The sequence below is a fragment of the Verrucomicrobiia bacterium genome (genome assembly GCA_026414565.1).
GTDB lineage: Bacteria > Verrucomicrobiota > Verrucomicrobiia > Limisphaerales > Fontisphaeraceae > Fontisphaera.
The window spans coordinates 21,097-28,844 of sequence record JAOAIT010000021.1 but is presented as its reverse complement, the minus strand read 5'-3'; the positions used below and the strand labels follow the sequence as shown (position 1 = coordinate 28,844).

Below are 7,748 nucleotides of genomic sequence, written 5' to 3'. Positions count from 1 at the left end.
GCGTACAAGTTGCCCGCCTTGTCCGCCGCCAACACCGGCAGATCGCGGCGGCCGGAAGAGAGGGCGCGGCCCAGGGAGCGCCATTCGGACGGCATGCCCACGCGTTGGTGTACGGTGCCATTGCCGCTAATGACATAGAGGAAGCCGTCCGCCAAGGCCAGGCCGCTGGGGGCTTCCAGGTCATCGTCGCTGATGCCGCCGCCGGCGTGCTCCGCGGACGCCAGGTCACAACCATCCCCAAGTGCCGCTTTGACGTTACGGTGTGCGGCGCCGAATATGTCGAGGCACCGGTGGTCCGCTGCGGCAATCTCCTCTGCGCCCGAGGCAAAAAGGATATGTCCCTCTGGATGCGGCAGTTCGTCAGCATGATCCAGGACTACCTGACGGCTGGGAGGACTAAGGACGGACGGCCGACCAGCCTTTCGCCTGGCGAATGAATTTCACCTCGGCGCCGGCCAGGCCCACCGTGATGGTTTCACCGGCGCGGGTGACGCGGGCACGGACGGGTTGATCACCCCGCGCGGCGGGGGCGAGGACGGTGAGCAGGGGCGTGGCGGGATCGGCCGGGTACGTCCCCTCCAACGTTTGCCAGGGCACCTTGGTTTGGGTGAAAACCCACTCCCGGCTAAACTGCCGCGGCGTGACCCGCAAGGTCATGGGCGGGCCGTCGGTTGTGAGGGTGACCGTGCCCTGGGCGCCGGTGAGCACCGCCTGCGCGCCTTCCACCTTGACCGGTTGCCCGATCTGATACTGCGCGTGAATGTCCGCCCCGGTTTCGCCGGGGACCACCTCATCGAGCACCACCAGGGCGAGCGCGCCCACCTGCACGAAAATGCGGCGCACGGATTTGGCGGACGATGGCGTTCCCTGTCCGCTCCTGCCGCCATAGGCCGCGGTGGCATCCACCGTCATAGAGCGCAAGTCGCCGCTCTCCCAAGCGTCCAGGATGGGAGCGTGGGCGGTGGGGTTGAGACTCCGGTTGGTGCCAATGAGCGGCAGGCTGTGCTTGGTCGCCTCGCCTTCAAAATAGCCGGGGTCAATCAGGAAGGCCTCGCCGTGGGCGTAGAGTACAAAACTGCCCTGGTCCTGCTGGGCATGGTGGGTGTTCAACCTGCCGTTGCCCTTCACCCCCGTCACCAGGCGCGGAATGAACCGGTCGCCTTCCGACCGCATCACCCCTTCGCAAATGCTTTCCAGCACCGACAAAGTGGGCAGGCCGGGGAAACGTTGGGGAGCCGGTTGCCGATCGCGCAACAGAAAGGCACCAATCGCGTACAAACCGCGGTCCTGTTCGGCAAAAGTGGGTCCCTTGGCGAAGGCCCGCGCTTCGTAATCGGCCAGCCAGCGCAGCAAGGGGCGGTTAAACTCGCTGCCGGCGGCGCTGACAACCACCCAGCCGTTCAACCACGGCTGGGTGTCATTGAAGCAAATCATCTGGCCATCGCCACCCAGGTTGTTTTCCACATAACGGTGGGCGTTGGCGAAGTGCGGCGAGCGCAACAGCCCCCGGTCGTCCCCGTCCACATTGCGCAGCGCGTAACCGAGGAGCAGCGGCAGGTGCAGTCCATAGTTCCAATACATGTTTCCCTCCAGACAGCCGCCATCGGACGCCACGCTGCGAAAGTGCTCGTGGAAGGTCTTGACCGCAAGCGCGATCACCCGCCGCGCCAGTTCAGGGTCGTCATGGCGCAAGGCCAGCGCCACCAGGGCGCTCCCCGCATTGCCCACCCCGATGGTGTTGCTGGGATTATTGCGATACCACCAGTCGTTGGCCTTGATCTGCCGTTCGTAATGCGCCAGCAGCCGGCGCAAGGCCCGCTGGATCTGGCTCCGACGCAGGGGATTCAGCCGGTCATAGAGCGTGTCATAGATCATCGCCAGATCAACGTAGCGATGCAGCTCAAACTCATTCACCTGCAAACGCTGACGCAGGTGGCCGGGCGCATCCCATTTGAGGGAGGGCAAGGATTCAGAGTAACCGCTGGCAGCGTCCAGTTGCGGCCAAAGACGGTCAAGGAAGGTCTCCTCCCCGGTCAGCAGATAGGCCCATAACAGCTCCGCCAGGGAACTGGCATGCGCGGGAGCGGCTTCGCCCTGCGGCTTGACCTGGCCCGCGTGACGCAACAAAACCGCCTTGTAATCGGCAAAGGCGGGCGAGTGAAACTTGTCCCGCAATTCTTCCAGGCCGCCCTTGGGGAACCAGGCTGAAGGCCCGCGTTCTTTGGCAAATGCCATCTCCGGGACCGGCAGCGGCTGGGCCAGCCTGGGTTTTTCCTCATCCAAGGTGCGCACGCGCACACCCTCGACGACGCCCGCGAGCTGGGCATGAGTGAGCGGCTTGGCCCCCGGCTGGTAAAGCGGCTCGTTGTTGACTGTGAAGACCGACAACCAGCGCAAGGGCTTCTCGCGAAATTCGGCCGGCAAGGTCAATGAGGCCTCCCACCAGGGCGCCGCCATGCCATCGCCGTGGTAAAGCGTGAAACGCAGAGTGTGGCGGCTGTCCCTCCAGGCGTGAAAACGCAGCCAGGTCCCCTCCAGCCAGGTATTGGGCCACTGCACGCTGAAATGATGCCCGCCCGCCCCGCCCATGGTGGTTTGGAAACGCTCGGCCAGCTCGTGCGAAACCACATTCCATGCGCCGGGATAAACTTCCCGCCCCCACATGGGACGATCCCGCATGGCAGTGGCGATCACCCCCTGCTCTTTGGCCGCAAAAACTATGGACCAATCTTCCCCGCCGGCCAAATCGGGAGGAGCGGTGCCCAACGCAATGGCGATGCCGCCGTGACGCCACGTTTCCCGCCGCCCGGCGGTGATCCGCAGGTCCACCGCGATCTCGCAAGGGCCGGCGCCAACCTCCAGCTCCCGTGTGGCCACCACTATCGCGTCGCTCTTCCACCGCAAGCCTGCGGGTTCGCCTGCGGGCGGAAACATCAGGGTGGCGCCTCCTTCGGGGCGAAAACGCCATTGATGGGCCTCTTCTGCTGGAAAACTGGTGCTGTACTCCAGGGCGCGCGCGCTGACCGTCACCAGCAAAGCGGCACCCAACAGAGCGGTGGGCAGGGGAAATTGCATAATGAGGCAAAATATAAGGTGGTGTCCTTGGGACAAGTCCAAAATCGGTGATCCCCCGCCCATCGTGATGCAGGTCGCGGCCATGCCCGCACAGGCTGCCGAACTTTCGGCAGAAGCTGGCGCGGCTTCGTTCCTGAAGAGAAGCGAAGCGCTAGACGGCTGGAGGCAAAGGCAAGGTTGCGGTGGCCACCTGTTCCGTCCCAGGGGGAATCGTCCGGACCATCCATAACTTTGCGACCAGGGAGAATGGTTCACCCGCAGACTGGTTTCTCCGCCAACCGGAAGCCACGAACGCTGTGGGTAGCTGCCGCGCTGGCCGGCCAAAGAGAACCGGGCGACGGACGTCTTGCGAAAAATGCTGATGCGAATCATCACCCCCTGCGAGCTGGACAAATCATGGTGTAACTGTTTATGCTTAAAATTATCCAACTTGCAATGGCATCACGTAGCGATTCTGGGGGGTTGCCGTCGAGGCCAAGCTGGAAGAACAACCAGCGCCGCTGGAGCAGGCCCCGACGGGCTTGGTGCGTGCCAAGTTCACCCCTTTCTTGTCCAACGTCCACCGGAAGGTTCGACTTATTTTAGAACGTAAGCCACCCCCAACCTACACCATATCGTTATGAAACCGCGTCTCCCCCGGCACACGTTTGTATCAGCCCTTGCAGACCGATTACGCCTCGCCCGGCTGGTTTTTCTGGCCGCCCTGGTGGCAGGCCTACAGAGCAAAGCCCACGGGGCCGACCGATGGGACTGGACCCAGCGCCTGCCCACGGTGGCCTGGCGGGCCGAGGTTGGCGCCGGTTTTGCCAGTGTGGCCACCCACGATGGGCTGGTGATTGCTTTCGGCAATGTGGCCGACGAGGACTGGATTTCGGCACTGGATGCCGCGAGCGGCCAGTTGCGCTGGCGTTATCGGTATCCGTGCCGGGCCATGGGCATCGCCAAGCCTGACGAGGCCGGGCCGCGCGTCACGCCCTGCGTGCAAGCCGGCATGGTGTACACCATGAGCCGCGATGGCCGTTTGCTCTGCCTGGAGGCCGCTACGGGCGCGCTGCGGTGGTGGCGGGACGTGCCGGCCGAAATCGGGGAAAAGCCGCCCTACTGGGGCTTCAGCGGCTCGCCGCTGCCCTGGGACGGCCTGCTGATCTGGTCGGTGGGAGATCACGGCCTGGCGGTGCGCGCCGCCACCGGCGAAACCGCCTGGAAAAGCCCCCCGCGGCCTTCCACAGTCTGGAAGAACGAGCCGGTGGGCACTTCCGGCTACACCACCCCCCAACCCGTGACGTTCAACGGACGGAAGCTCGTGTCGCTTGCCAATGAAAACCAATGGGTCATCGTGGATCCCGCCGACGGAAAGGTGGTGTGGTCCACGCCCTGGAAAGTGCCTTATGGAGTCACCTCCACCCAGCCGCTGCTCATCGGCAATCGTGTGCTCCTGAGTGGCGGGTACGGCTTCGGGGTGCAATTGGTCGAGCTGGGCAAGTCCAATCCTGTTTGGTACAATAAGAACCTGCGCTGCCACTTCTCGAATTTGGCCGTGGTGGGAGAGCATGTTTACGGCATCCACGGCAATCAGCAGGATGGCCCCCGCTGCGAGCTGCGGTGTCTGCGTCTGCGTGACGGCGAAGTGGTCTGGGCGCGTGAAGGGTTTGGTTTCGGCAACCTGACGCTGGTGGATGAGCGGCTGTTGGTGCTCACTGCCAAGGGGGAGCTGTTAATGGTGGTGCCGTCCCCCGAGGGATATCGCGAGGCTGGCCGGGTCCAAATCTTGAGCGGGGACTGCTGGACCGCGCCCCTGGTGGCCGGCGATTGCGTCTATGCCCGCAATAAGCAGGGCCTGCTCGTCCGCGTAAATCTGCCATGAGACACGGCCGCGTCCTGCAGTGCCTGCTGCCTCTGGCCCTGCTGTTCTGGGCCGGCGCTCCCGCTTTGCCCGCGGCTGACTGGCCCCAGTTGCAAGCAGATGCTGCGCGCACGGGGCGCAGCGCGGACGAGGTCGCGCCTCCATACCGGGCGCGCTGGCTGTGGTTTGGCCCGGCGGGCACCCTGCGCAACCGGTTGTCCCGACCGGGCGCCCCGGGTTGGACGAATGATCTGACCAGCGGCCCCGGCAAATCCTACCCGTTGCCCGCGCAGGTCCCCTTCACTCTGGCCGGAACGATGCAGCCGATTGTTCATCGGGGCCGCGTGCTGGTGGCTTCCTTGGAAGGCAAGGTATTTGCCATTCAGGAAGAGGATGGCGCGACCGCCTGGGAAGCTGACCTGCCTGGCGGCAGCCTGGCCACCGGCGCCGCAGCAGGGGAAGTGGTGGTTTTTGCCTCGCTGCGCGGCAGCGTGCATGCCTATCACCTGAATAACGGACGTCCGCTCTGGACTGTGTCCACGGGCAGAGCCATCACAGGAGCGCCCTGCCTGGCGGGAGACCGCTTGTACGTCGCCAACCATGCGGGTCTGGTCTGCGCCATGCACCTGGAATCAGGCCGGGTTTTATGGCAGTCCGCGCGCCTGGGCGCGGCGGTGCAAGGCAGTCTGGCTGCCACCAGCAATGCTGTTTATGCCGTGGCGGAGAACCTGAAAGTTTACCGGCTCGATGCCAGAGACGGCACCATTACCGCCACCCGGCAGATTTACGGCCAAAGCTTTCGGTTGCAATGGCCGGTGATTCATGCAGGCAGGCTCTGGGTGCGCACCGCGCCCGCGTGGTGTGTGGGCAGTGAATATGTGAATGACCCGCTGCTGGCCACCGCCACCAGTCTGGCCGACGAGGAGGAGAAATTCCTTCTCTGGCTCGAAGGCAGGGCCGCGTTTGGCCCCTTGTCCGCACCACACGACTGGAAAAGCTTCTTCGCGTTGAACCTGGAGGATTTAACCGAGCCGTATGTCATTCCGTGCGGGCCGTCAGAGGGATGCGGTCAGCCGCCCAACCCGCCCGCCGTCACCTCGCGGGGGGAGCTGGTGGCCTGGTGGCCAACGCGGCATCCGGCTCTGGTGGGGCGCGGCGGGGCTTTCGGCACACGCTATTTCCTGGACCTGGCCGCCGTGGACATCGCAACCGGCCGCCGCAAACCCCTTGACGCCGGCCCGCCGGCGCATGTCTGGCCCATGGAAACCGACAACCTTTACGCTCTGACCACCGGGGGGCGCTTTTGTTATTGGCGGCAGCGTTTCCGTGGCACTTACGCGATGGACTTGGAGGCGCGCCGGCATTATCAGGTCCAGGTCGAAGTGCGCGACCGGGACGGCGGAGTGTGGAGCGCTCCCGTCATGTATGTGGATCGCCGTCAGGACGGCCTGCCCCGGACGCCTTCGCCAGCCACGGCCGGCCGGGTGGGCGCCGCCGTCGCCAATGGCCGCCTTTACTTGTGCGAGAGCTATGGCATCACCGCCGTCGAAACTGCCGCAGGATCTCCCCCATGAAGGCTCATGTCTTGTGCTTTACCCTGCTGCTGGCCACGGGGTTGACGGGGGCCGCTGCCGACCTGAAGGTGGACCGTTACGCCTGGGAGTTTCCGGTGGCGGAAGACCTCCCTGCTGAACAGACTGCCTGGTTGCGGGCGGAGCTGATAGAACAGATAGATGATGTGCTCAAGGCCGGGTTCCTGACCCCCTGGCGGGTGAATCATGCCGATGAAGCCGTTGAGGCTTATTTCGTATATCTTGAACCTGGGCGCATCGTCACCACTCTGGGCTGGGCTTTTCCACATTTACCGGCAGACCGCCAGGCGGCGGCGCGCCGTTACGTGCACGAACATTTTGCGTCGGCCAGATTCGCGCCGTGGAATCCGGGCCGGCTTGAGGCGGATGTCCCCGGCACGCGCCGCGAATTTCACCCCCTCCACCGCGTCGGCAATTGGACGCCCGGCTGGCAGGCCGCGCGGCCCACCGTTCAATCCCTCTACGGCGTCTGGTTATGGGCCTGGCGGGCAAACGATTTCGATGCCGTCCGACCGCATTGGGGCCAAATCAAAGCTTGCTACGAGGCGAAGCTCCCGCAAACCGACATTTTCGCCACCATGAACGCCCACCTTGCCATGATTCGGCTGGCGGAGGTTTTTGGCGACGCGGAGACGGGTCGGCGGGCATGGCTCAATTTAAGCAACCATCTGGTGATGGGCCTGGGCTTTATGGGGGATCCCGCCATACGCACGGACGAGCAGCGCATGAGCCAGATCGAGCGCAACACCGCCCGCATGTATGGGCGTAACAACAATGGCGGCCTCTACTGGCCCGCGCAGGACGGCTCCATTTACCGCGGCATGATGTTTCATGGCCTTTCCCCTGAAATTGGCCGCTACCTGGCTGATCATGTGCGCGAGGAAACGCTCAAACGCCATGCGGCAGGCAAAGCGCGCCTTCCCCTGTGGTGGCTGTTGGATGCGCCCTATTTCCAGCGCGACTATACGGGCGATGAGGGCGTGGGGTTGGTACAGCCGGAAATGATGGGCATGATCTTTCCCGTGGAACGTTGGGTCGTGGGCGCCGATGCCCCAACCCTGGCCAGCTACCTGCTCAGCGCCCCCAGTTGCCGGGGGGATTGCATTTGGCTGGAGTGCCTGGTCCAGGCTCTCGAAGCCCACGGAAAAACCGTCTGGCGTGACGTGCGCAAGTTTCGACCCCAATGACCGTGCCGGCGGACTGTCCTGAGCCTCGCATCATTGACGACATTGCCGGCG

Annotated in this window: 5 protein-coding genes; 4 read left to right on the top strand and 1 reads right to left on the bottom strand. The window is 64.3% G+C overall.

Going from position 1 to position 7,748, the window contains the following annotated elements:
- Positions 1–107: 107 nt before the first annotated feature.
- On the top strand, positions 108–437 hold the full coding sequence (locus N3J91_05840) for a DJ-1/PfpI family protein (protein ID MCX8155956.1): 330 nt from the start codon (positions 108–110) through the stop codon (positions 435–437).
- On the opposite strand, the gene N3J91_05835 is transcribed toward N3J91_05840, so the two are convergent.
- Positions 397–3,075, bottom strand: coding sequence for a heparinase II/III-family protein (locus tag N3J91_05835; protein MCX8155955.1), 2,679 nt, complete (start codon positions 3,073–3,075; stop codon positions 397–399). The genes N3J91_05840 and N3J91_05835 overlap by 41 nt on opposite strands.
- A gap of 619 nt (positions 3,076–3,694) precedes the next feature.
- On the opposite strand from N3J91_05835, the gene N3J91_05830 reads away from it, so the two are divergent.
- Genes N3J91_05830 through N3J91_05820 form a run of 3 tightly spaced genes read left to right on the top strand, consistent with a single transcriptional unit; the run spans position 3,695 to position 7,697 of the window.
- Positions 3,695–4,939: a PQQ-like beta-propeller repeat protein gene (locus tag N3J91_05830; GenBank protein MCX8155954.1), complete on the top strand. Its 1,245-nt coding sequence runs from the start codon at positions 3,695–3,697 to the stop codon at positions 4,937–4,939.
- Positions 4,936–6,492: a PQQ-binding-like beta-propeller repeat protein gene (locus tag N3J91_05825; protein ID MCX8155953.1), complete on the top strand. Its 1,557-nt coding sequence runs from the start codon at positions 4,936–4,938 to the stop codon at positions 6,490–6,492. The genes N3J91_05830 and N3J91_05825 overlap by 4 nt, the downstream gene beginning before the upstream one ends.
- Positions 6,489–7,697 carry a hypothetical protein gene (locus N3J91_05820; protein ID MCX8155952.1) on the top strand — a complete coding sequence of 403 codons (1,209 nt, stop codon included), beginning with the start codon at positions 6,489–6,491 and terminating at the stop codon, positions 7,695–7,697. The genes N3J91_05825 and N3J91_05820 overlap by 4 nt, the downstream gene beginning before the upstream one ends.
- Positions 7,698–7,748 lie beyond the last annotated feature (51 nt).